We start from the raw sequence: 24,640 nt of genomic DNA on the forward strand, positions 1-24,640 counted from the left end.
TCCCCCTATATTAAAGTAGTTCCATGTTTTTTAGGGTACTTTATCTCTCTCTTAGTATGGAGCATATCTAAACTTGCAAAAACTCTCTGTTTTGTCTCTGAAGGCATAATAATATCATCTATAATTCCTTTTTCCGCTGCACTATATGGACTAGTTACCCCTTCTATATATTTAAGTATCATTTCTTGTTCCTTTAATTTAGGATGCTCTGCTTGAACTATTTCATCCTTATGTAAAATTTTTATTAGTGATTCTGGCTGGGTTACTGATATTTTAGCAGTTGGCCAAGCATAACAAATATCAAAAGCTACTTCTTTGCTTGCAAATGCTAAAAACCCAGCGCCATAAGCTTTCCCTATAATTAGTGAAACCTTTGGTACCGTCGCCTCAATTAATGCATATATCATTTTTGAAGCGTGAGCAGATAATCCATTTTGTTCTTCCTTTAAGCTGACCTCAAATCCATCAGTATCAACGATGCTTACTATAGGAATATTGTAACAATTACATATTTTAACAAGCCTACTGACTTTTTCTGAAATTCTAATATTTAAATTTGCATGCTCTTTTTCTGCATTAGAAATTATGCCAGTAGTGAGTCCATTTATTTTGGCTAAGCAAGTTATAATACTAGGTTCCCAATTACTATTTAATTCAATAACACTATCCTCATCAGCTAAGGCCCTCATTACTTCGTATGAATTAACCATTTCATTACTGGCCATTTCGTTCAAGTTATTATTTAAAACGTTTAAATTAGGTGTTTCCTTGCCCATTGGTGCCGCTTCCATATTGTTAGAAGGAATATATTCAAGAATTTTTTTTACAATTATAAATGCCGCTGCATCATTTGCTGCAACAATCTGAATGCTTCCATTCTCACTACAATTGCTAGCACTTGAATACATTTTACTATTTACATATTTTTCTTCTTCGCTTGTAAGCCTTTTATCAGAGCTTATTCCTAGCTCGGAAGAATTATGGACCATTATTGTAAAATCACTCATTGTTGCACTTAGTGCTGCAATTCCGAGACATGGACCTGCAATTACTGCTATTTGTGGGACTACTCCGGAAAGCTTGGCATTTCTCTTTAATATGCCTCCATAGGAAGTTAAAATATCTAATCCCTCTGATAATTTAGCCCCTACTGAGTCGAAAACTTGTATTAGTGGAGCTCCCATTTTAATTGCCATATCCATAACATTGCAAATTTTATTGCTATTTGCAATGTTGACAGCTCCTCCATCTACTGTATAGTCTTGAACATATATATATACTAACTTCCCATGGACAGTTCCGTGCCCCGTTATTACTCCAGCACCATTGTTTCCTACTAAAGCACCTATTTCAATAAATGAGCCTACATCTAGAATAGATTTTATTCTTTCTCTTGCAGTCATTTTGTGTAGGTTATGCTGCATTTCTATTTTAGAATCTCCGCCACCTTGGTGAGATTTTTTTACAACTTCAATTAAGTTATCTACCTTATCCATATCCATACCTCCTATTTATAAATCATGAAAATTCCCGCCCATAATGATAATATCATAGGTCATGAATTTTGTATATTTATTTTTGCATGTAATATTTCATTTTTCTGTTTATTCAAAAAAAATAAGGTTGTTATAGAATATATTCTATAACAACCTTATTTACATTAAATTAGAATAAACCAGATATAGTACCATCTTCAGCAATATCCATTTTATCAGCTGCTGGTACCTTAGGAAGACCAGGCATTGTCATTATGCTACCCGTCAAAGCTACAATGAATCCGGCTCCATTAGAAATCTTAACTTCTTTTACATTTATTGTGAAATTTCTTGGTCTTCCTAGTAAACTTGGATTATCCGATAGTGAATTTTGAGTTTTAGCAACACATATAGGGAGTTTATCTAATTCAAGTTTTTCTATTTCGGCAATTTGTTTATTTGCAGAAGAGCTATATTCTACTCCATCTGCCCCATATATTTCTGTGGCAATAACACCTATTTTTTCTTTTATAGTTAGCTTGTGATCATATAAAACCTTAAAGTTACTTTTTTCATTTTCCATAGTATCTAATACTTTGTCTGCTAACTCCTGGCCGCCATCTGCACCTTTTTCCCATACTTCGGTTAATGCTACTTTAACACCCATCCTGCCACAAAATTCACTTATGTACTGGATTTCTTCTTGCGTATCAGCCATGAATTTATTTATTGCGACTACTACAGGAACTCCGTATTTCTTAATGTTTTCTATTTGTTTTTCTAGATTTTCTATTCCTTTTGAGAGAGCTTGTACATTAGGCTCGTTTAGTTTATCTTTTTTTATTCCACCATGATGTTTAAGTGCTCTTATTGTAGCCACAAGAACAACACAATCTGGCTCTAAATTACCATATCTACATTTTATATCAAAGAATTTCTCAGCCCCTAAATCTGCTCCAAATCCAGCTTCTGTTACAACATAGTCGCCAAGTTTCAAAGCCATTTTAGTAGCAAGTAGACTATTGCAGCCATGAGCAATGTTTGCAAAAGGTCCACCATGTATTATTGCTGGTGTGTTATCAAGGGTCTGAACTAGGTTTGGTTTTATAGCATCCTTCATAAGTAGTGCCATTGCACCATTTACTTTTAAGTCACTGCAATAAATCGGATTACTTTGCAGGTCATAGGCTACTAAAATTTTGCCCATCCTCTCTTTTAGATCCATAAGGTTTTCAGATAAACATAAAATGGCCATTATTTCTGACGCAACGGTTATCATAAAGCCGTCTTCGCGCACAAACCCGTTAGGCTTACCACCAAGTCCAACAACAATATTTCGAAGAGCTCTATCATTCATATCCATGACTCTTCTAAATATGATTCTTCTGCTATCAATTCCTAAATCATTACCTTGATGAATATGATTATCTATAGCAGCTGATAGTAAATTGTTAGCTGCGGTTATTGCATGCATATCCCCAGTAAAATGTAAATTTATATCCTCCATTGGCACCACTTGAGCATACCCGCCACCAGCAGCTCCACCTTTAACGCCGAATACGGGTCCAAGGGAAGGTTCTCGAAGTGCTATCACTGCATTCTTACCTTGCTTACATAACGCTTGTCCAAGCCCTATTGTAACCGTAGATTTCCCTTCCCCTGCAGGAGTTGGATTGATGGCTGTAACTAATATTAGCTTACCATTTTTTTTGTTTTCATTTCTTTTTAGTACATCTAAAGAAATCTTTGATTTATATTTTCCATATAAATCAATATCATCCTCAGTTAATCCCATTTTTTCTGCCACCTTAAGTATTGGCAGCATCTTAGCACTTTGTGCAATTTCTATATCACTTTTCATATACTCCACCCCTTATATATAAATTAAACAGAATATAATCCTGTATTGAAATTATTTCTGTCTTAGTCCTATTTGTGTTTTCCTTACATTATATCAGATGTTGAGGGAAAAATGCAGTAAAGATTTCAGAAAATTTGAGCAAATGTTAAAAATATATATCTGAAAATTCTATATTTATCTTCTCTACAAATTCATTATTAATACAATTATTATTTGTATCATATTTTCCTTCTATATCAATAGTTCTACTGGGGAGTTTTAAAATGAATTCTGATCCACTACCATACTTACTATTTAAAGAGATACTTCCACAGTGTAAATTAGCAAGGGATTTTACTAAGGACAGTCCAATTCCGCTGCCTTCTCTATTTCTTGATGTAGACTTATCAGCTTGTATAAACCTTTCGAAAATAGCATCTTGCAAATGCTCTGGAATACCTATGCCTGTATCTTTTACCGATATAAAAATATTACAATCACACTCATAAATATTCACAAATATATCTCCCTTTTCTGGTGTGAACTTAACTGCATTGGATAATAAGTTTAACATAATTCTTTCTATTTTTTCTAGATCACAAGCAATTATCTTTTCCTCAAACTCAGTATCAAAGATAAGATTTATATTTTTATTTTCTATATATTCTGCTACAGATAAGGTTATATCCTCTACAACTTTTACTATATCTTCATTTTGCAAATCAACTTGAAAATAACCTGCATCCATTTTTGTAATATCTATTAGGTTTCCAATAAGGCGTATCAGTCTATAGCAGTTTTGTTTAATTGTTTTTATATACTTACTTATTGTATATTTATTTATCGGTCCCTTTCTGCAGAGCAAATCTATCATTTGCTCTGCAGAAAAAATCACATTTAACGGGGTACGAAGCTCATGAGATATGTTTGCAAAAAAATCCGTCCTAAGCTTCTCATATTCCATAGTTTCATTTAAAATTCGATTCTTTTCCTCATACAAAAGCTCGGCCCTTATAACTTGTATTTCTGCCTCATGTCTCATTGTTATCTCTTTTATTAAAAGTTCATTTGAAATAGTTAATTCCTTTTCTGTGTTTTTAACGTCTTTTGCTGCCTTCAAATATTGCATTTCTAATTCCTGGGTATGTTTTAATATAATCTTCTTGTTTATAAAATTCTCCAAATGCAATGAAAAATTTATTTTTGAAACTAGTAAAACTAATACAATAGCGAAAGTAGCATTTATTATGTTCCCAGTTAAATCATAAAAATTATCAGAAATCATATAAATTCCAACAATTAATATTACATATGTAGATAGATAAATAATTAGACTTTCACTTAGGCTTAAAATCATGGTACTTGCAATACAAAATACCAGGATAATATATGCAGAAATCTGTTTGTGAGTTAATTGGGCGTTAATAGTAAGAAAAGTGCACCATAGGGCTAATGCGTATATGTATGTTAAATTAAATATCTTTTGATTCACTTTCTTAAATAGTTTTGTTTTGATACCTTGACTAATACATAAAAAATGAATACCACATATTATTAATAATACAATATGAAAATAAAGTAAATTTTTATACCCTTGATTATTTAGCCAATTATCTTTAAACTTAATAATATCTACGTATAGCAGTATGAGATCCAAAATTATAATAAAAAATGAAATACTTTTTATCCTCTTTGAGTTTATTAAATTTGTTTCTTGCATAAATTCTAATTTATCTTCCACAATAATATCATTAAACCCAGAAGTAAATATTTTTTTTAACTTTAATACACCATTTTTCTTCATTTCATCCACTCTCCTGTTGACCTATACATATTATTGTATAATTTCAACATTGTTGTAAAAACTCCTTCATGTTTTGATAATTTTTTTAATATTAAATAAGTTTAAAAAAAAGACATACAGTTAATTAACTGTATGTCTTTAAAACTAGCTAAATTTTTGATAAATCAATGCTATCTGTATCTGGTCTAGCAATTATTTCCTCAAAATCTGTTCCTTCGAGCTTTTCGTGTACAAGTAGTTCTTGAGCTACAGCGTGGAGTTTATTTATATTTTCAGTAAGGATTTTTTCAGCCTTTGCATAGGCTTCATCAATAAGTGCCTTAACTTCTGAATCTATTTTGAAAGCTATCTGTTCACTAAAGTTTCTACTTTTACCTAAATCTCTTCCAAGGAATACTTCATTATGATCATTACCAAAAGATATTGGTCCAAGTTCATCACTCATACCATATTCCATAATCATTTTTCTTGCAATAGCTGATGCTCTATCAATATCATTCTTAGCACCGGTACTAATATCTTGAAGTATTAATTTTTCTGCAACTCTACCACCGAGAAGTCCAACCATTTCATCTTTAAGTTTTAATTTTGAAGTATAAGCAGTATCTTCTTCAGGTAGGTGCATTGTGTATCCACCCGCCATACCTCTTGGTATAATACTTATTTGATGAATTGGATCTGAAAGTGGTGAATATTTCATAACTACAGCATGCCCCGCTTCATGATAGGCAGTTAATTTTCTATCTTTTTCGCTGATAACCTTGCTCTTCTTTTCAGGACCTGCAATAACCCTAGTTACGGCTTCATCTAACTCTTTCATCTCTATAACTGTTTTATTATTTCTTACTGTAAGAAGCGCAGCTTCGTTCATTAAATTTTCTAAGTCTGCACCAGTGAACCCAGGTGTTCTTTTTGCTAATACTTGAAGACTTACTTGATCTGATAAATGTTTACCTTTAGAATGTACCTTAAGAATTTCTTCTCTTCCTTTAACATCAGGTGCACCGACTAATATATGTCTATCAAATCTACCCGGTCTTAAAAGAGCAGGATCCAATATGTCTGGTCTATTAGTAGCAGCTATCATGATTATACCTTCATTTACGCCAAATCCATCCATTTCAACTAATAGTTGATTTAGCGTTTGTTCTCTTTCATCATGACCACCACCAAGACCTGCTCCCCTTTGTCTACCTACTGCATCAATTTCATCAATAAATATTATACAAGGAGCGCTTTTTTTCGCTTGTTCAAATAAATCTCTTACTCTCGAAGCTCCAACACCTACAAACATCTCTACAAACTCAGAACCTGATATGCTATAGAAAGGCACTCCGGCTTCTCCTGATACGGCTCTCGCAAGTAAAGTCTTACCTGTACCTGGTGGTCCTACAAGAAGAATCCCTTTAGGAATTCTTGCGCCGGCTTCCAAATATTTTTTAGGTTGTTTTAAGAAATCAACAACTTCTGCCAGTTCTTCTTTTTCTTCATCTTCTCCTGCTACATCATCAAATGTAACTTTCTTTTTATCCGGTGTAGCTATTTTGGCTCTACTTTTTCCAAAATTCATTACACCTCTATTACCACCACCGCCACCACCTTGTGATTGCTGCATATACATAAACCAAAATGCTACTAACATTAGAATTATAAGCAATGTTGGTACTATTTGTAACCACATTGGCATGGTAGCGGGTTTTATATATGTTTCTTGGACATCTTTGTTTGGATTTTGGTCCATAACTTGCAATAATCTTTGTAATGGAACTATTGTTTCGTATTTTGTTCCGTCCTTTAATTCTCCTACTACAGTTTTATCTTCTCTTACTTGAACGCTTTTAATTTCTTTTTTATTCCAATATTCTTGAAATTTATCAACTCTAATTGTGCTAGCATCTTTACTAGTTTCACTTAAGGCTAATGCTGCTAAAATCACAAGTACAAGTACTACGAGCCAAATTGATGCACTCGAAATTTTTTTCATTAAAAACCCCCCTCTCTATTTAGCTACTTTAAAATTTTATCACATTAAAAATCACTTGACAATAAAATATATATTAATTATTGATTAATATATTATATGTTTTGTACATATTTACTTATAAATTTCTTCTTTAAGTATTCCTATGTATGGTAAGTTTCTATATTTCTCTGCAAAATCTAATCCATATCCTACAAGAAAATAATCTGGCACATTATAGCCCAAATATTTAACATCTATGTCTACGGCTCTTCTATCTGGTTTATTCAGTAAGCATATAATTTCTAAACTGCAGGGGTTCCTAGCGGATAGATACTTCATTAGATATTTAAGTGTAACCCCAGAGTCTATAATATCTTCTACTATTAGAACATCCTTTCCTTCAATTTCAAAGTCTAAATCCTTTAAAATTTTCACAACTCCTGAGGTTTTAGTGGAATTACCATAACTTGAAACTGCCATAAAATCCATTTTACAAGGAATTGTAATTTCTTTTAACAAATCCGACATAAATATAACGGATCCCTTTAAAATACCAATTAGTATAAGATCTCTTCCAGCATAATCATTACTTATCTTTGCGCCCATTTGCCTGACTTTATCTCTTAATTCATCTTCATTGTACAATACCTCTTTAATATCATTGTTCATTTTTATTCCTCGCTTCCAATTCTAATCTGCAATATATTTTTAGTATTCTTTGATACCTTGAATTTTTCACTAATTCTATATCCAACTACCCATGCTATATCGTTGCCAAAGCATATTAGAGGGATTTCGTTTCTCTTATCTTTATGTATTTTTAAATCCATAAATAAATCCTTTAATTTCTTATTTCCCTTCATACCAAGTGGCGTGAACTTATCCCCTTGTTTCCTATATCTGAGTGTTATTGGCTGAGCAATCTTATCATAGTCAAAATAAACAATAAAATCATTTCCTTTAACTTCCTCAAATTGCAAATATGATTTAACATCGATTTCTATTACTCTATTTAAAGATTGAATAGTATTTTTCTCATTAACCAATAGATCATACTCTTTATTATTAACTTCGGTAACTTTTTTATGTATATGTATATGTATATTTCCATAACAGTTTTCAGCTATTATATCCTGAGGTAACATTGTGGTTTTACCGGTATTATGTTTTTGAAGTTCTATAATGTTCCATACATGAATTTTCTCAAAGTTATATAAATTATGATTTACAGAAAGAAGCGCGCGTCGTATAATCCTACTTATGATTGCTTCATGCTGCAAAAAAGCACTCTTATTTATTATAACCATTTGCTCACCTATCACACAATGTTTTTTATATTCTTTATCAGAAATATTTTCTAAATAATCATTATCATTTTTAAGAATACCAGATAAGCGATTTAGTGTATTAATTATGTCACTATTAAAATTATCTTCGATATATGGAATTAAATCTAACCTAACTTTATTTCTAGCATAAATTGTTTCTAAATTTGATTTATCTATTCTTGGATGAATATTATTATCCTCACAATATTTTTCTATTTCACTTCTACTAATGTGAAGTATAGGCCGAACATATATTTTATCCCTGACAGGCTTGATACCTACCATTCCTTCAATACCTGTTCCCCTCATTATCCTCATTAAAATAGTTTCAGCTTGATCGTTAGCATTATGCGCTAATGCAATTTTACTTGCATTAAATTTAATCATAAGCTCTTCAAAAAATTCATATCTTACTTCTCGTCCTGCCATTTCACAAGATATATTCTTTTCCTGCGATATTCTATGTATATCCACTTTCTTGCTATAGAACTCTATATTCAAACTCTCACAAGTTTTTTTTGCATATTCCTCATCTTTATCAGCTTCAAGACCTCTAAGGCAATGGTTTAGATGAGCACCAAGGAGTGTGATTCCCATTTCCTCCTTAAATTCATTTAAAATATAAAGCAAACATGTGGAGTCAGGACCGCCAGAAAGTGCTACTATAACCTTATCACCCTTATCAAACATATAATTTTCCACTATAAAATTTTTAACCTTATCCCGCAAAACTTTCACTTCCCAAGTATAATTTTTAAAAACATATTGATTTACTATGTTTCTATCTTCACAATCTCTTATTACTATATCATATTACCATATAATTTAATAATATATATTTTTCGTTTTTTTTAACATTACTATAAAAAAGAAAAAAATGAAGAATGTAAATGAGGTTGCTCTCCTACAAATTCTTTTCTTCATTTTTTACTTTTATTTATATAGATATACCTTAAATCTTAGAAAAAATTTAATTTTTTTAAAATCCATTAATATAAACTATATATCTTTGAAACAAGAACCGTCATATCGTCTTTTACTCTATTTCCACTTAATTTTTTAGCTTCGCTTAGTAGCCCCTCTGCTAAGTCTTTTGGATTGTTACAATTATTTTTACCCAAATAATCAACTATCCAGTCCACTCTACCTACATTTTCATCATTATAATCTAATACTCCGTCACTAAGCATAACTATAATATCCCCATTTTTTAGTTTTGTTTGCTGTATGTCTATATCCGCCTTGTCTAAAACACCAATCGGCAGAGATTTTGATTTTATAATTTGTAAGCTATCACCAGATTTTAAGAAAGTTGCAACAGCTCCTACTTTCATGAAATCAATTTCTCCAGTATATAAGTCTATGCTACTTAAATCTATAGTTGAAAATTTTTCTTCCTGGGAAAATCTCAGTGTCATTATTGAGTTTACAGTATTAATAGCCGTAATTTTACTAAAACCTGCGGATGTAAATTTTTCTATTAATTCAACGGCTGCCTCACTCTCTCTCCCTGCCTCCGGACCAGATCCCATACCATCACTGATAATTGACATATAACTACCGTCCAAAAGCTTTCCAAAACTATAGCTATCTCCATTATACTTTTCACCATCTTTACACTGCCTAGCCACATTAGATACCACATGGAACTTAGGTGTTTCTTCAATAGTTACTTTGCACACATTAGTCTTTGGATTTATACTGCAGCCCTCATCACTAACACACATACACTTCCCAGTGACATCATTTATAATAGGCAATAATTCTTTAACACACATTTGCCTTCCACTACACGCATCAAGTGAAAATTTAATGCTCATTCTTCCCATCTTGTCATTTAAACACATAATATCATTATACTTAATTCTATTTTTATCTAAGGCTCTACAAATAAGCTTTTCCATAGAAGTATCTATTTGAATCTCAGAATTAAAATCTTCAACGATTTCAGAAACAGAATCCGCCATATTACTAATCTGATTTGCTAAAAGTTCTCTACCTTCACTAAGTCTTGTTCTCCACATTTCATTTATAATATGCTTATTAACAATGTCCTCTGTATTTTTAAGTAGTGCAGTTCTCTTTATACATTTTCTTTCAATTTCTTCCGGTACAAGATCGCTCTTCCTTTCAAAATTTTGAATCAACTCTTCAAATGCTGCATATGTATAATGTAATTCTCTTTTCCAACACATAGACTTCATATTACAATTACTACACACACGATCTGCAAGATTTTCAACTAAAGCACTACTTTTGCCCTTCATCGCCAACTTTTCATTATCCACTAAATTATTTAGTATATCTGACATATTAGAAAGTACATCGGAAAAATTATTTAGCCTTCCTACAAATGTATCTTTGATTTTATTTATATATCCTTGCTCAACATATTCCCTTTTTTTATCTGAGTTAAACTCTGTAGATAATTCCGCATATACTTTTAGTGGTATTGTCAAAAATATCACCGCTGCCAGCATTGCCTCAAATATTATAAACTCGGACCCTGTGATGCAATATATTTTTATTATTGAAAAAGCTACAAGGTAAGCTGCTACACTAAGCCACTTTCCAGTTTCTTTAAACACACCTGTTATTAGCCCACAAATACCATACATTCCTATAAATATAATCATATTTTCAGAAGACATTCCTACAATAATACCCATAGCAACTCCAGATGCCGCGCCCGCTCCACTTCCGTTAATATAAGCTATTATTATAACAAAAGCTAGCCCTAAAACATTTGTAATTGATATGTTAAAAATACTAAGTCCCCAAGTTCCTGCTATTATTAGTGAACTTATAATGGACATACTTATTATCTCTTCATTGGAAAATATATGCTTTGTTTTGATTTCCTTAAAGCATAAAAGACTATAATCTAGAATAAAATATAAAGGAAAGATACATAAAACTAGAAATATTGAATTTAAGGAAGCCATTAATCCGCTTAACTTAAGGATAAAAAAATTATAGATAAACAATTCAAATATAATAATGGAAAACATGAAAGCTAAAGCTCTAGTTTTCGCCTGTATCTTATTGAAAGTATTACTTAAAACAGCAATGGTAATTACTAATACCAAATATGATGGCAAATTTGCTATGCTCCGGTATAAAGTAATATAGCCTAAAAATGTACCACTTGCTGTAATTATTAAAATTTTTTCATTATTAATAAATATTGTAGCTATCAAAAAAGCTATACCAAATGGTGCCGTATTATTAATAAGCAACACCCTACTTATTAATAAACTTACTGTAAAATAAACAATTGCTCTAATAATCAAATTAATATTTAATGCATTTTTCTTTTGTACTTCCTCTTTTATCTTTCTAAGTCTTTGGTATGGAAATATATCAATACCGTATTGCATTTTACAAATCACCCACCTTTGTTAATTAGGATTTCATTATAACAAAGGCTTTTGGAAATAATTGTCATAAGATGAGATGATTGTACATTTTTTTTGAGACATTGTTTTGTATATTTTTTACAATTACATTTTACAATCTCCTATAATATAAAAAAACCTACTATATTTATATAGCGGGTTTTAAAATATTAAATGAAGCTTGTCACTTCATGCCATTATATATTTGTGAAAATTATACTTATATGTTTTTACCTACCGATATATTAAAATGCAAATTTTTCTGTACAAATAAAAAATAACTCAGAAGTTTCCTTTTGAGTTATGGTAGCGGAAATAGGACTTGAACCTACGACCCTTCGGGTATGAACCGAATGCTCTAGCCAGCTGAGCTATTCCGCCATGTTTGGTTGCGGGAGCAGGACTTGAACCTGCGACCTTCGGGTTATGAGCCCGACGAGCTACCAACTGCTCCATCCCGCGATATTTGGTGCTGAAGACCGGAATCGAACCGGTACGGTGTTTAACCACCGCAGGATTTTAAGTCCTGTGCGTCTGCCAGTTCCGCCACTCCAGCTTATTGGCTTTTAGGTGTTAATTTAGCGTATTAAAGTTTCCAAACTTATTGGTTGCGGGAGTAGGACTTGAACCTGCGACCTTCGGGTTATGAGCCCGACGAGCTACCAACTGCTCCATCCCGCGATATTGGTGCTGAAGACCGGAATCGAACCGGTACGGTGTTTAACCACCGCAGGATTTTAAGTCCTGTGCGTCTGCCAGTTCCGCCACTCCAGCTTACTTAATTCTAGCATATTTGTTATGAAATTTTATTTAACCGACGTATTCAGTAATTTAAAATTCATTGGTTGCGGGGACAGGACTTGAACCTGTGACCTTCGGGTTATGAGCCCGACGAGCTACCAACTGCTCCACCCCGCGATATTAGTGCACAAGACCCTATAAGAATTAGTATGGTGTTTTAACACTTTAGGATTTTAAATCCTTCCTATTTCTAATTTTTGCTTTGCAACTTAGTATGAATTTTTATTTAACTTACATAATGAGTAATTTTAAACTCATTGGTTGCGGGGACAGGACTTGAACCTGTGACCTTCGGGTTATGAGCCCGACGAGCTACCAACTGCTCCACCCCGCGATGTTATTAATGAGATCCTAAACCAAATTATTATGGTGTTTTAGATTTTTTTGTTTCTTTAGTTTTAGTTTACTAACTTGACATGAATTTTTATAAAAGCACTTATAATATTACACTTATGCTCTTACTCTGTCAATAGTTTTTCATAAACCCAAATTGGATTTATAATGGTAGCGGAAATAGGACTTGAACCTACGACCCTTCGGGTATGAACCGAATGCTCTAGCCAGCTGAGCTATTCCGCCACGTTTGGTTGCGGGAGCAGGACTTGAACCTGCGACCTTCGGGTTATGAGCCCGACGAGCTACCAACTGCTCCATCCCGCGATATTTGGTGCTGAAGACCGGAATCGAACCGGTACGGTGTTTAACCACCGCAGGATTTTAAGTCCTGTGCGTCTGCCAGTTCCGCCACTCCAGCTTATTGGTTAGCAGTTACTTGTTATCTGCTACCTGTTAGCTTACTTACTAGCATATAAAGTGTTGCCTCGTAGCAACATTTTTTATTATATATGATGTACAAACTATTGTCAATAACTTTTTGTTTTTTTTAAAATAGGAACTAAATACTTAGTTCCTAAAATTTATTAATAACTTGAAGTTTTTTTACTATAACCTCTGCCTTTGCCCTCTTGATGTTTTTTAACATCTTGAAATCTTTCTTCACTGTCTTTTAAAAACTTAGTCATTATATCTTCAAACCCACTTGCATTTGCTTTACTTTTTTCCTTTTCCCAATCTATTTCCATTGGTTTAATAGACTTTTTAGGTACTCCAGCTTGTTTTATGGATAAACTTATTTTACCATTATCATCTACAGAAATTACTTTAACTTTTACTATATCATTTTCTTTAAGATGATCATTAACATTTTTAACGAATGTATCTGAAACCTCAGATATATGCACTAATCCTGTTTTGCCCTCCACTTCTACGAATGCACCGAAATTGGTGATATTTACTACTTTACCTTCTACAATACTTCCAGCCATTAAGGTCATATTAAAAAGTTCCTCCTCAAAATAATGTTTTTTATTTTATATATTAATTTAATAATAAGCATAACAACGATTATAATCATAACAACAATTATAGCATTTAGTTTTTATTATCTATTACAGGAGTTTCACCTTCTTTAACAAGACCTAAAATTTCTCTTGCCAATTTTTCTATATATTTGTCAGTTTTAGATAATTCTACTTCATCCTTCAATATTTCTTTTTCGTCTTTTTTCTTTTGCAATTCAACATTATACTTTTGTAGCTCTTTCTTTTGTCTTACCATAGTTGCCTGTTGATGAATTAAAACATAACATACATATACAACAGCAAAAACTAATACCACACTTTTAATAGTAAATTTTTTTTTCATACATTATACCCTTTTCCTTTCAATGGAATGAGTATTTTTAAGTTACATAAATCTATTTTAATTTGTATTTCACATTTCTTCAAGCTATTTCTTTATAATTTATTTATTTTTTTTTATTCTTAGCTTATAAAGTAATAAATCTGCTGGATATAAAACGAGATTCCATACAACTCTAAATGATTTCCCATGGAATTTTAACAATTTATATTGCACCTTTATAAAAACTCTGCTTAAGAGTTTTAAATATAAGTATGCTCCTATTATTAAACAAACATACACATAGAAGTTTATGTACCCATCATTAGTATACATCAAAAATATAAAAACAACTATAGAAGTTAATGTCCAAAATAGCAAATCTTGTATTACTGTTAAAATCTTATTAGGATTTTCAAATCCTCTTATTAATCTATATACATCAAAAAGTATTCCAGTTATTATTCCAGACAATACACCGAAAATTATAAGCTTAACTTGGTTTATAAGTGAAATTATCATAACCCTTTACCTAAACAATCTGGATATTATACTATCTTTTTTAACTTTTCTTTTGTCCGTAGTATACACAAACGCATCCACTTTACCAGATATTATCACGTCTCCATTTTGAACATCTAGCTTGTTCATCTTTAATTGTTGTCCTTTTACTATCATCATTCCAACATCTGTGTTCAATAATATTTGATTTTCATTAAAATTTATAACCTCAATAACTCCATTAATAGTTAATTTTTTTCTGTTTTCAAGCAATAAATTGCTTCTCTTATCTTCTATTTTTATTTCTTTTTTTACTTCCATAATATCCTCCTTATTAATTTTAATAATTAAAATTGGGAATTGTGAAACTAATCCTACTTTCAATCCGCAACTGGCATATACCTTTATATTCCTATAAAATATATATGCTTATTAAACTTAATTAAGAATTATATTTAGTAACATTTATTCTTTGTCTTCTCTTCCTGAAACTATTTCATACATTTCTTTTGCACTGTCTTTTGTTACGTGCTCTGCAATATTCACAATTTTAGCTTTTAAAATTTGATTTGCAAATTTAATTTCTATAGTATCGCCTTCCGCTACTACAGTACCTGCCTTTGCAACCTTATTATTTATAGCTACTCTACCACTTTCGCAAGCTTCCTTTGCTATGGTTCTTCTCTTAATAATTCTAGAAACTTTTAAATATTTATCGAGTCTCATATAATCTTCTCCTTTTTTAATATTATTTAGCATTATAAGCCTTTATAAAAAAAAATTATTAAAATAAAAAACCTAGATATACATCCAGGTTTTTTACATCATAGTAAATTTATTTATTTACTATATCTTTAAATTCTTTACCAGCTTTAAATACTGGAACTGTTGATGCTGAAATTTGAATTTCTTCTTTTGTTCTTGGGTTTCTACCCATTCTAGCAGCTCTTGCTCTTGTTTCGAAAGTTCCAAATCCAACCAATTGAACTTTTTCACCTTTTTCTAATGTTTCTTCAATACTTTCTATAATTCCTTTTAGCGCCGCTTCTGCATCTTTTTTTGTTAACTTAGATTTTTCTGCAATACTTGTTATTAATTCTGATTTATTCACTTTTGTTACCTCCTTATTATTGAGTACACTACCTAGTAGTGAGTACACTATTAAATAGCATATTCTTCGCCATTAGATAGCATATTCTTCACCGATTTAGAAATTCCTTCTTTTTGGTGTAGATTTTATTTTTTAAATAAATTTATCAGCTTTTAGATTCATTCCATAAAGCATCCATTTCTGCAAGGGACATATCCTTTAAATCTAAGTTTCTATGCCTTGCATTTTCTTCTATGTACTGAAAGCGATTAATAAATTTATCTATAGTATAATTTACTGCAAATTCAGGGTCTATGTCAAGTATTCTCGCAACATTTACAGTAGTAAATACCAAATCTCCCACTTCTTCTAGTATTTTTGCCCTATTTTTACCTTTATATACATCTTTTACTTCCTGTAGTTCTTCTAATACTTTCTCCATGGCAGGCTCAGCTGAGTCAAAGTCAAACCCTAATTTTGATGCTTTTTCTTGAACCTTATAGGCTCTCATTAAGCCCGGAAGATTTTTAGGAACATGCTTTAATGTATCCGTATAATTATTAAAGCCTTTTTCTTCAATTTTAATCTTTTCCCAACTTTCTAAAACTTGCTGAGAATTTTTACTTTCGATATTTTTAAAAATATGAGGATGCCTGTTTATCATTTTGCTCGTAACACCTTTAATAACGTCATTTATATTAAAATAGCCCTGCTCTTTTCCTATTTGAGCATGAAAAACCACCTGTAGTAATACATCTCCTAGCTCCTCAATAATTTTATCTTCGTCCTTCTCGTCAATGGCTTCCAAAACTTCATAACATTCTTCAATAAGAAATTTTTTCATAGATTCATGGGTTTGCTCCCTATCCCATGCACATCCATTTTCATCTCTTAAGGTATTCATAACTTCGATTAAATCATGAAAATCCAATGTAGCTTCTAATTCTTTGGGGATATATATAGAGGTTAGGTAGTCAATGTCTTCTTGCCTATCTAGTTCATATAATTTAATTTTTCTGGTACACTCGAGCCCTTTTACACCTGCAGCCCTAACAAAATAAATTTCCATATCATCTTTATAATACTCGAGTAGGGCAAGTTTAGTATCCGTTGCTATAGATTTATTGTAAACTTGTGTTAATAAAAGTCCTACTCTTTTGTCTAAAACTTGATTTTTTATATCAAAGGCATCTATAATTTTTAGTCCCTCAATAGGATCTAATTTTAAGCTTCCAATAACTGCATCTATAAAACTAACTGCGGGAAGAATTTCTATATCTATTTTATTTTTTGCGCAAAGCTTTATTAAAAGTTTAACAGTAGTTTCTGCCACTAGAGGATGCCCTGGAACCCCATAAATAATATCTTCATACATTTCATGTTTTTTGATGAGATCCTCTGCAATAGACCTATATACATCATCAAAACTATTATATTCTTCGTATCTATCATCATAGGTTTCAAATTGAATTGATAGGGATTTTAGGTAGTCCACCGTAGGATGTTTTTCTGTTCTCAAATAAATTTTTTTACCGTTTTTAAGAATTTCCAATGTCTCTATAGTTAGTGATCCTATAGCGCCAGGTCCGAGTCCCACTACTCTAATCATTAGCTTTCACTCCTTTGTTTTTTTATTTTCGTTTTAAACTATCACTTAACCTCTTCTTAATTTATTTTTAATTTCCTCATATTCAAATATTCTAAGAATAAAAATGAATAACAAATAAACAATAATGCCAATTAATATGGAAATAACACAAGATAATTCCGTGCTCATTGTATAATTATAGACAGTATCGTTGCTAAATACAACTGCAATTATCATTATACCGGCAGCAATAGCTGGTTTTATAAAAGCATCCGCTTTGTTTATTTTTATATTTAAGGCACTCTTTAAATCCTTCATATTTAATAAGCAACTTGCAGCATATCCCAAAATAGTTCCTATAACTGCACCATAGATATTTACAAACGAAAATGAAACCAATACATATGTTACAATAACCTTAATTATGCACCCTAGCGCTAAATTATATACAGGCTTCATATAATTGCCTATACCTTGAAGTATTGCTGTACTGGTTTGTGTTAAGATTAAAAAAGGTATGGATATTGATATATATTTCAAAATTTCAGATCCCGCTGCGTCCTTCATAAAAATCAAATGCATTATAGGATAAGCCATAAAAAACATGCCGAGAGCTGATGGTAATGAAATAACATTAGACAATTTCACAGCCATAGCTACCCTTTTAACCAGTTCGCGCCGTTTGCCTAAATAAAAGGCTTCGGCGATTATTGGCATCAGAGACGCGCATAGTGCCACGGAAAGAGCTAAAGGTACATTCATCAAGGTAAACACCTTTCCAGTCAATTGACCATACATCACAGCTGATTGTGTTTGTGTGAATCCTGCTTTTAGTAGCTGCTGCGGTACTAAAACAGAATCTATTAATGACATAATAGTTCCAACTGCAGCCCCTAAAGATATTGGAAAGGCAGCCTTACCTAAATCCGCTAAAATATGCTTATGCTTTGATACTTTTCTTACTGGTAGCTCTTTTTTCACCTTAAAGTAAGTTAAGATTAAATATACACTTCCCATAATTGCGCCAACTAGGGTTCCAAGAGCCGCTCCTCCAGCCGCATATTCAATTCCCTTTGGAAACAATAAATATGCAAATAAAACTCCAGCCACAACTCTTCCAACCTGTTCTACTATTTGAGAAATTGCAGTTGGTCTAACATTCTGTAGACCTTGGAAAAAGCCCCTAAAGGTACACATAATAGAAACAAAAATTGGTGCTATAGCAATTATCGAAAAAGAGTAATAGGATTTAGGATCCCATTTTAATATAGAAATAATAGGCCTTGCAAAGGCTAACATTAGTATTGTAACTACTGAGCCTAATGTAATCATAAAAAAAAGTGTTTGTCTTAATACTTGCACTACTCCATCTCTATCGTTTTTAGCATTCATCTCCGCAATAAGTTTAGACATAGCTAGTGGTACACCTGAAGCTAATGCTACAAAAGTCAGAAAAAGTGGATAGGACATCTGGTAGTATCCCATGCCCTCATCTTTTATTAGTGCCTGTATTGGGATTCTAAAAAATAATCCTAAAAATCTCGCAAATATTCCTGCTAGTCCAAGTATAATAGTCCCTTTAATCAATGAATGTTTCTTCATAACAGCCTCCTTGTATTCCTGTGATGCATATAACAATTACATTCTATGATTATAATTATTTAATTTAAGGGTTTATTATTACTAATACTTCAAAAAAATAAAAGTATATATTACTGCAAATATGTTTCACTTTGCTAAGTAATATATACTTTTTATGCTCTCTCTTTATTGTTCCATTTGTTTTCCTAAAAAAGATGCTGCTGTTTCTGCTAGTTTTAATTCTAAATTTCCAAATTTAATTCCTGGCTCTGTAGAAATTATTAGTACTGCTCCAATTGCATCGCCTTCTGTTATTATAGGAGCAATTACTTGGGCATTATATTTATTTTCCATTTCATCATCATACAATGCAATAACTTTTTCCGATCCTTCACCAAGCACAATAGCTTTTCTATCTTCCATTGCTTTTTCTAATTCATTACTGACTTTTTTATCAACATACTCTTTTTTAAGTCCTCCGCTTACAGATATTATGTTATCTTTATCGCAAATAATTATTATGTTACCTATAGTTTGTTGTAATGATTCAGCATATTCTCTAGAAAATTCACTTAATTCACCTATAGGGGAGTATTTCTTTAAAATAACTCCACCTTCTCTATCAGTAAATATTTCTAGTGGATCTCCTTCTCGTATTCTCAAAGTTCTTCTTATTTCTTTTGGAATAACAACTCTTCCTAAATCATCTATACGTCTTACTATGCCAGTTGCTTTCATTTAAATAATTCCCTCCTTATATAAAATTTCATATAATATACTTGCACTATTATTATCTTTCTAAACTTGAAATTTTATGCACATTTGTATATGTTTAATTTTAATATAAGAAAAAAATATATAAAAATAAAGAATACCCCCTACTAGAGATATTCTTTATACTATTTTGAATGTAAAATTCTAAAGATTTTTTTCGTATTTGGTTATTTTAGCTTCTTCAGTCCATTTTTTCATAGCTGCAGTCCATGCTGCTTCTTTGTCCTTTGCTATAAGTGTTTTTTCTACTTCTGCCTTAACCGCTTCAAATTTCTTTACAGGAAACTCTTCTTTTGCAATAGCTTTTATTATATGCCATCCATATTGAGTGTTGACCGGTGCTGAAATCTTACCTACCTCGAGCGCTGAGGCCGCTGCCATAAAAGTTTTATCCATTTTAGGCTCATTGTATTCTACAAATCCTAAATCTCCACCATTATCTTTAGCAGTTTGGTCTATACTTTTTTCTTTTGCTACCTTTGCAAAGTCTTCGCCAGCATCTAATTGTTTTTTAACAGCTACTGCTTCAGCTTCAGTTTTAACTAAAATATGAGCTGCGTGAACTCTGTTTGGTTTTTCTGTATATAGTGTTAAATTACTATTGTAGTATGCTTTTTCTTTTGTCTCATCAGTTTTAACGTTTTTTGTAATTTCAGTGTATAATGCATCTTGAATAATACTTGGTCTTATTCTTGCTTTTAGTTGATCTTCTGTAAGGTTAGCCTGCGCTAGTGCTTCTTTATACTTAGCATCTGTTTCTAAACTTTTCTTAATTTCTGCTATTTGCTTGTTAACTTCTTCAGTTAATTTAGCTTCCGTAGGCATTACTTTTAACTCTTCGGCTTTATATTTTACTATTTCTTCATTAATTAGGCCTTCTAACACCTGTTGTTTTTGAGTTGTTATTTGAGTCATAGCTTCAGCATTATCTTTATAATTTGCTCCATACTGTGTTTGTATTTGTTTAATAACTGCGCCTAGTTGTTCGTCCACCTGGCCTCTAGTTACTTTAGCATTAAAAACCTTAGCTACTGTACTTTTAGCAATACCTGCTGGTGTTTTTTCAATCATATTACAACCAACTAATGATGTAGCAAGTATAGTTATTAAAGCAGCACTAATTAATTTTTTTACGTTTTTCATTTTAATTCCCTCGCTTTCGTATGTAATATTGCCATTTAAAGTTTTGTTACATTACATATCAATTTTAATAGAAATTTTAATACATAGAAATTTTAATACATACTAATCTTATCACAAATTCACTTTATTTCAACTTTAATTTATACCACACTTTTTATATACTTAACAATCTCAATTAGATTTGCAAGCATTTCTTCTTTATTTAAATTTTTATATTTATACGCAAAGGCTGGTTTAGTACCTAATTTAAATACAATGCTTCTATTATATTTACTAACCAAGGCTTTAACTAATGCTCCATTTATTCTTTCGCTACTATCAAATTGTAGCACTATCTCCTCCTTTTCCTCTTTAATTTCTACTATTCCCACCTGTTTAGATATAGATCTGAGATAGGCAATATCCATAAGACTTGCAACTGACGATGGTATATCTGAGAACCTATCCTCTATTTCCTCTTGTATATCCATCATATCCTCATGGCTATCAATAGCTGCGATTTTTTTATAAATTTCAATTTTTTGAGTCTCATCTTCAATGTAGGTACTAGGAATATATGCATCTATTTTGATTTCAACGGAAGTTTCAATAGGTTCCACTTCCACATCACCTCTTATTTTTTTAACTGTATCTTCTAGCATCCTACAATACAAATCGTATCCTACCGCAGCCATATGTCCATGTTGAGCCGCCCCCATCATATTTCCAGCGCCCCGAATTTCAAGATCTCTCATTGCAATTTTAAAACCTGACCCTAGCTCTGTAAAATCCTTAATTGCTTTAAGTCTTTTTTCAGCCACCTCAGTTAATACCTTGTCTTTTCTATAAGTAAAATATGCATAGGCTATTCTATTTGAACGCCCTACTCTACCCCTTAATTGATAAAGCTGAGAAAGCCCCATCTTATCTGCTTCGTATATTATTATGGTATTTGTGTTTTGGATATCTATCCCAGTCTCGATAATGGTAGTACACATTAATATATCATACTTATTCTCCATAAAATCCAACATGACAGATTCTAATTCTCTTTCTGTCATTTGTCCATGACCAATACCTATCCTGGCTTCTGGAACTAGTTTACCAATGTACGCTGCCATGTCCTTGATTGTTTCTACTCTATTGTACACAAAGAAAACTTGACCATTTCTATTTATTTCTCTGAGTATTGCATCCCTTATTAGTTGGTCATTAAACTCCACTACATAGGTTTGTATTGGATACCTTTCCTCTGGAGGGGTTTCAATTACACTTATATCTCTAACTCCAGTAAGAGACATATGTAGCGTTCTTGGAATTGGAGTGGCAGTTAGAGTGATTACATCTATATTCTTTCTTATACTCTTGATTTTTTCCTTGTGCGTAACTCCAAATCGTTGCTCTTCGTCTATAATTAATACCCCTAAATCTTTGAATTTTACATCTTGTTGAATTATTCTGTGGGTTCCTATCAATATATCCACATTTCCTTCTTTTGTAGCCTTAAGCACAACCTGCTGCTGGGCTGGTGTTCTAAACCTACTTACCATTTCAACCTTTACTGGAAAATCTGAAAATCTTTTGGTGAGATTTTTATAATGTTGCTCAGCTAGTATAGTAGTTGGTACTAAGAATGCTACTTGTTTGCCATCCATAACTGCTTTAAAGGCAGCCCTAACAGCTACTTCTGTTTTACCATATCCAACGTCACCACATATCAATCTATCCATAGGTTTATCAGATTCCATATCTTTCTTTATCTCTTCAATTGCAATTAATTGGTCTGGCGTTTCTTCAAATGGGAATTCTTCCTCAAATTGTTTTTGCCATACAGTATCCTTGCTATATCTGTATCCCTTAAGAGTAGCCCTCGATGCGTAAAGCTTTACTAAATCCTCTGCAATATCAGCTATAGAGTTTTTAACCTTATTCTTAGCCTTAGTCCATTCTACTCCACCTAGCTTAGTAATCTTTGGTGCTTTTCCTTCACTTCCGATATATTTTTGAACTAAATCTAATTGTTCTACTGGAACATAAAGAGTATCCCCGGAATTATATCCAAGTTCTAAATAATCTCTTTTATGGCCATGAACCTCTAACTGCTTAATTCCTTTGTATACTCCTATACCATGATTTACGTGAACAACATAATCTCCCAATTTCAGCTCTGTAAAACTTTTAATCTTACTTACGCCCTTTTTACTGGAACGACTAGTAGTTTTTCTTTTTGATTGTCCAAAAACCTCTTTATCTGAGATAACACATAGTTTTAATTCTGGGTATTCAAAGCCTTTTAATTGGTTCCCAAAGGTTATAACCACCTGACCTAACTGAATTTCCGAGATATTGTCCTTATACACACTTTCAATTCCCCTATCCCTTAGGATATCTATTAATCTTTCCCCTCTAGTTCTTGTACCAGAAAGGATTACTGTCTTGTAGCCTTTAAACTTTTTATCTTTTATATCTTCAATAAGTATATCTAATTGGCCATGATAATCATTAATTGTAATTTGAGAAAAAGATACAATAGACCTTGGCTTTAGAATTTTTGTGCTTTTGGCGATAGCATTTATTGTCATAACTTCCCTAGTATCTAAGTCTTCATATATACTTTCCTTATTAATTAAAAGTCCTGCTTGACTCGGCAGTATACTTCCTCTTTTTAGAAAGTTTTCGTAATTTTCCTGGAACTCAAAATATACGCTATCCAGTTTTCCAACGCACCTTTGTGCATCATCAACTATTATAAATGAATCCTTCATATAATCTAAAAAGGTAGAGGTAGCATCATAAAAATAAGGCATATAACTATCAATGGCTTCGAATCTCCAAGTTTCTTTTAGTGATTCTAAGTTAATATTAACTAACGAAGTTATTCTTTCTATAGTTTCCTTGTCTTTTTTTTTATTAAAGCTGCCTACTACATTTTCTAAATCTTCCTTTATTTTATTGTACCCGCTTTCCATGCTTTCCTGAGTTAGTATTATTTCCTTTGCTGGGAATACTTCTATTTCGGATACCTTGTCAATACTTCTTTGAGTTTCGCTATTAAAGGTTCTTATAGAATCTATTTCTTCATCAAAGAGCTCTATTCTAAAAGGCAACGATGATATAGGGGGGTATAAATCTATTATTCCCCCCCTTATAGAAAATTGACCTTTAGTATCGACTCTATCTACTCTCTCATATCCACACTGAATTAATTTTTCTGTGAAATCCTTCAAATTCAATGTGCTTCCTACAGATAATTCAAAAATATACTTTTGCAATAAATCTATAGGCATATAAGTAGAAGCCAGAGCTTCGATACAAGTAATTATAATTTTTTTACCCTTTTGCGTAATCTTTTTCATTACCTTAAGTCTTTCCCATCTAAGATCCCCAGATATGGCATCTGCATTATAAAAGCCCACTTCTCTGGTTGGAAAATAGTACACATCATTCACATAAAAAGACAGGTCATCGTAAATATTTTTAGCCTCTACATCACTATGTGTTAAAATTAGTAAGGATTTATCTAATTGCTCGTACACACCATTTATTAAATAGTTCTTAGCTGATTCTGAAAGCCCATATAGTCCAATTGGGTAATTTTCATCTTCTATATTCTTTAGTATATTTTTAAATTGAATACTATTTTTTAAAGGCTCCATAAGCCCACTCAGTCTCATTTTAACACCTCTCACTCACTG

18 protein-coding genes and 10 tRNA genes are annotated in these 24,640 nt (G+C 32.0%); all 28 read right to left on the minus strand.

Features of this window, described 5'->3' with window-relative positions:
* Positions 1-5: 5 nt before the first annotated feature.
* The 28 genes from G9F72_RS24890 to mfd all read right to left on the minus strand — a co-directional run bounded on the left by G9F72_RS24890 (position 6) and on the right by mfd (position 24,619).
* Complete coding sequence (locus G9F72_RS24890) at positions 6-1,496, minus strand: acyl-CoA carboxylase subunit beta (RefSeq protein ID WP_164957087.1); 1,491 nt, start codon at positions 1,494-1,496, stop codon at positions 6-8.
* A gap of 169 nt (positions 1,497-1,665) precedes the next feature.
* On the minus strand, positions 1,666-3,336 hold the full coding sequence (locus tag G9F72_RS24895) for a formate--tetrahydrofolate ligase (RefSeq protein WP_164957088.1): 1,671 nt from the start codon (positions 3,334-3,336) through the stop codon (positions 1,666-1,668).
* Between the two features lie 145 nt (positions 3,337-3,481).
* The gene (locus tag G9F72_RS24900) at positions 3,482-5,119 is read right to left on the minus strand and encodes a sensor histidine kinase (protein WP_164957089.1); all 1,638 of its coding nucleotides are present in this window, start codon (positions 5,117-5,119) and stop codon (positions 3,482-3,484) included.
* 148 nt (positions 5,120-5,267) lie between these two features.
* The gene (gene ftsH / locus G9F72_RS24905; RefSeq protein ID WP_164957090.1) at positions 5,268-7,103 is read right to left on the minus strand and encodes an ATP-dependent zinc metalloprotease FtsH; all 1,836 of its coding nucleotides are present in this window, start codon (positions 7,101-7,103) and stop codon (positions 5,268-5,270) included.
* 111 nt (positions 7,104-7,214) lie between these two features.
* Positions 7,215-7,751 (minus strand): hypoxanthine phosphoribosyltransferase, encoded by a 537-nt coding sequence (gene hpt / locus G9F72_RS24910; RefSeq protein WP_164957091.1) that lies wholly within the window; start codon positions 7,749-7,751, stop codon positions 7,215-7,217.
* Between the two features lie 2 nt (positions 7,752-7,753).
* Positions 7,754-9,100, minus strand: a complete 1,347-nt coding sequence (gene tilS, locus G9F72_RS24915; protein ID WP_224676247.1) for a tRNA lysidine(34) synthetase TilS — start codon at positions 9,098-9,100, stop codon at positions 7,754-7,756.
* A 299-nt stretch (positions 9,101-9,399) separates the two neighbouring features.
* Positions 9,400-11,790 (minus strand): stage II sporulation protein E, encoded by a 2,391-nt coding sequence (spoIIE, locus tag G9F72_RS24920; RefSeq protein WP_164957093.1) that lies wholly within the window; start codon positions 11,788-11,790, stop codon positions 9,400-9,402.
* 322 nt (positions 11,791-12,112) lie between these two features.
* Positions 12,113-12,189: transfer RNA gene (locus G9F72_RS24925), tRNA-Met, on the minus strand.
* Between the two features lie 5 nt (positions 12,190-12,194).
* Positions 12,195-12,270, minus strand: a tRNA-Met gene (locus G9F72_RS24930).
* 5 nt (positions 12,271-12,275) lie between these two features.
* Positions 12,276-12,364 (minus strand) — tRNA-Leu (locus tag G9F72_RS24935).
* A 49-nt stretch (positions 12,365-12,413) separates the two neighbouring features.
* Positions 12,414-12,489: transfer RNA gene (locus G9F72_RS24940), tRNA-Met, on the minus strand.
* A 4-nt stretch (positions 12,490-12,493) separates the two neighbouring features.
* A tRNA-Leu gene (locus tag G9F72_RS24945) sits at positions 12,494-12,582 on the minus strand.
* Positions 12,583-12,650: 68 nt separating this feature from the next.
* Positions 12,651-12,726, minus strand: a tRNA-Met gene (locus tag G9F72_RS24950).
* Between the two features lie 141 nt (positions 12,727-12,867).
* Positions 12,868-12,943, minus strand: a tRNA-Met gene (locus G9F72_RS24955).
* 168 nt (positions 12,944-13,111) lie between these two features.
* A tRNA-Met gene (locus tag G9F72_RS24960) sits at positions 13,112-13,188 on the minus strand.
* 5 nt (positions 13,189-13,193) lie between these two features.
* A tRNA-Met gene (locus tag G9F72_RS24965) sits at positions 13,194-13,269 on the minus strand.
* 5 nt (positions 13,270-13,274) lie between these two features.
* Positions 13,275-13,363, minus strand: a tRNA-Leu gene (locus G9F72_RS24970).
* A gap of 166 nt (positions 13,364-13,529) precedes the next feature.
* Positions 13,530-13,943, minus strand: a complete 414-nt coding sequence (locus G9F72_RS24975) for a S1 domain-containing RNA-binding protein (RefSeq protein WP_164945020.1) — start codon at positions 13,941-13,943, stop codon at positions 13,530-13,532.
* Between the two features lie 97 nt (positions 13,944-14,040).
* Positions 14,041-14,313, minus strand: a complete 273-nt coding sequence (locus G9F72_RS24980) for an FtsB family cell division protein (RefSeq protein WP_164957094.1) — start codon at positions 14,311-14,313, stop codon at positions 14,041-14,043.
* 99 nt (positions 14,314-14,412) lie between these two features.
* Positions 14,413-14,811, minus strand: coding sequence for a spore cortex biosynthesis protein YabQ (yabQ, locus tag G9F72_RS24985; RefSeq protein WP_164957095.1), 399 nt, complete (start codon positions 14,809-14,811; stop codon positions 14,413-14,415).
* Between the two features lie 6 nt (positions 14,812-14,817).
* Positions 14,818-15,111, minus strand: a complete 294-nt coding sequence (gene yabP / locus G9F72_RS24990; RefSeq protein ID WP_164957096.1) for a sporulation protein YabP — start codon at positions 15,109-15,111, stop codon at positions 14,818-14,820.
* 144 nt (positions 15,112-15,255) lie between these two features.
* A complete protein-coding gene (locus tag G9F72_RS24995) occupies positions 15,256-15,516 on the minus strand; it encodes an RNA-binding S4 domain-containing protein (protein WP_164957097.1) in 261 nt (86 codons plus the stop codon).
* A 109-nt stretch (positions 15,517-15,625) separates the two neighbouring features.
* On the minus strand, positions 15,626-15,901 hold the full coding sequence (locus tag G9F72_RS25000; RefSeq protein WP_124998401.1) for an HU family DNA-binding protein: 276 nt from the start codon (positions 15,899-15,901) through the stop codon (positions 15,626-15,628).
* Positions 15,902-16,046: 145 nt separating this feature from the next.
* A complete protein-coding gene (mazG, locus tag G9F72_RS25005) occupies positions 16,047-17,489 on the minus strand; it encodes a nucleoside triphosphate pyrophosphohydrolase (protein WP_164957098.1) in 1,443 nt (480 codons plus the stop codon).
* A 45-nt stretch (positions 17,490-17,534) separates the two neighbouring features.
* Entirely contained in the window at positions 17,535-19,070 is a 1,536-nt protein-coding gene (locus tag G9F72_RS25010; protein ID WP_164957099.1) for a polysaccharide biosynthesis protein, read from the minus strand.
* 165 nt (positions 19,071-19,235) lie between these two features.
* Positions 19,236-19,787 (minus strand): stage V sporulation protein T, encoded by a 552-nt coding sequence (gene spoVT, locus G9F72_RS25015; protein ID WP_164957100.1) that lies wholly within the window; start codon positions 19,785-19,787, stop codon positions 19,236-19,238.
* Between the two features lie 180 nt (positions 19,788-19,967).
* The gene (locus G9F72_RS25020) at positions 19,968-20,966 is read right to left on the minus strand and encodes a peptidylprolyl isomerase (protein WP_164957101.1); all 999 of its coding nucleotides are present in this window, start codon (positions 20,964-20,966) and stop codon (positions 19,968-19,970) included.
* A gap of 140 nt (positions 20,967-21,106) precedes the next feature.
* Positions 21,107-24,619, minus strand: coding sequence for a transcription-repair coupling factor (gene mfd / locus G9F72_RS25025; protein WP_164957102.1), 3,513 nt, complete (start codon positions 24,617-24,619; stop codon positions 21,107-21,109).
* Positions 24,620-24,640 lie beyond the last annotated feature (21 nt).

It is taken from the genome of Clostridium estertheticum (assembly GCF_011065935.2).
Classification (GTDB): domain Bacteria; phylum Bacillota; class Clostridia; order Clostridiales; family Clostridiaceae; genus Clostridium_AD; species Clostridium_AD estertheticum_A.

Bases quoted from the DNA above. Each gene is read 5' to 3' on its own strand.
- hpt (WP_164957091.1), bottom strand. From the start codon at position 7,751: ATGAACAATGATATTAAAGAGGTATTGTACAATGAAGATGAATTAAGA.
- G9F72_RS24900 (WP_164957089.1), bottom strand. From the start codon at position 5,119: ATGAAGAAAAATGGTGTATTAAAGTTAAAAAAAATATTTACTTCTGGG.
- spoVT (WP_164957100.1), bottom strand. From the start codon at position 19,787: ATGAAAGCAACTGGCATAGTAAGACGTATAGATGATTTAGGAAGAGTT.
- tilS (WP_224676247.1), bottom strand. From the start codon at position 9,100: ATGTTTGATAAGGGTGATAAGGTTATAGTAGCACTTTCTGGCGGTCCT.
- G9F72_RS25010 (WP_164957099.1), bottom strand. From the start codon at position 19,070: ATGAAGAAACATTCATTGATTAAAGGGACTATTATACTTGGACTAGCA.
- mfd (WP_164957102.1), bottom strand. From the start codon at position 24,619: ATGAGACTGAGTGGGCTTATGGAGCCTTTAAAAAATAGTATTCAATTT.
- G9F72_RS25020 (WP_164957101.1), bottom strand. From the start codon at position 20,966: ATGAAAAACGTAAAAAAATTAATTAGTGCTGCTTTAATAACTATACTT.
- G9F72_RS24890 (WP_164957087.1), bottom strand. From the start codon at position 1,496: ATGGATAAGGTAGATAACTTAATTGAAGTTGTAAAAAAATCTCACCAA.
- mazG (WP_164957098.1), bottom strand. From the start codon at position 17,489: ATGATTAGAGTAGTGGGACTCGGACCTGGCGCTATAGGATCACTAACT.
- G9F72_RS24975 (WP_164945020.1), bottom strand. From the start codon at position 13,943: ATGACCTTAATGGCTGGAAGTATTGTAGAAGGTAAAGTAGTAAATATC.
- spoIIE (WP_164957093.1), bottom strand. From the start codon at position 11,790: ATGCAATACGGTATTGATATATTTCCATACCAAAGACTTAGAAAGATA.
- G9F72_RS24995 (WP_164957097.1), bottom strand. From the start codon at position 15,516: ATGAGACTCGATAAATATTTAAAAGTTTCTAGAATTATTAAGAGAAGA.
- ftsH (WP_164957090.1), bottom strand. From the start codon at position 7,103: ATGAAAAAAATTTCGAGTGCATCAATTTGGCTCGTAGTACTTGTACTT.
- yabP (WP_164957096.1), bottom strand. From the start codon at position 15,111: ATGGAAGTAAAAAAAGAAATAAAAATAGAAGATAAGAGAAGCAATTTA.
- G9F72_RS24980 (WP_164957094.1), bottom strand. From the start codon at position 14,313: ATGAAAAAAAAATTTACTATTAAAAGTGTGGTATTAGTTTTTGCTGTT.
- yabQ (WP_164957095.1), bottom strand. From the start codon at position 14,811: ATGATAATTTCACTTATAAACCAAGTTAAGCTTATAATTTTCGGTGTA.
- G9F72_RS24895 (WP_164957088.1), bottom strand. From the start codon at position 3,336: ATGAAAAGTGATATAGAAATTGCACAAAGTGCTAAGATGCTGCCAATA.